The organism is Mesorhizobium sp. GbtcB19 (assembly GCF_019091085.1).
Taxonomy (GTDB): domain Bacteria; phylum Pseudomonadota; class Alphaproteobacteria; order Rhizobiales; family Rhizobiaceae; genus Mesorhizobium.
Genome location: NZ_JAGXJY010000611.1, coordinates 1 through 231 on the forward strand (window position 1 = coordinate 1; position 231 = coordinate 231).

The following is a 231-nucleotide window of genomic DNA, read 5'->3' on the forward strand; positions in this document are numbered from 1 at the left end:
GTGACCAGCGGCACCTTGCAGTCAGCCTCAAGCTGGAGCACCGCCGCCAGCGGCAACAGGTCGGGATAGCCGGCATTGTTCCAGCGGCCGACCTCCGCCTTCGATTCCGAGCATTTCTCGCCGGAACGCACGATGCCGCCGCAGGGCTCGCTCCCGTCGTGCTGCGCCGCCCTCAGGCGGTAGAACCAGGCCCCGCGGGTGGTTTGCGGCATGGCGAATATCCTGCCGGCG

Annotated in this window: 1 pseudogene; it reads right to left on the minus strand. The window is 68.8% G+C overall.

Annotation, left to right across the window (positions count from 1 at the left end):
• A pseudogene (locus KVT37_RS33200) lies at positions 1-212 on the minus strand (hypothetical protein); the annotation flags it as partial.
• Positions 213-231: the final 19 nt, after the last annotated feature.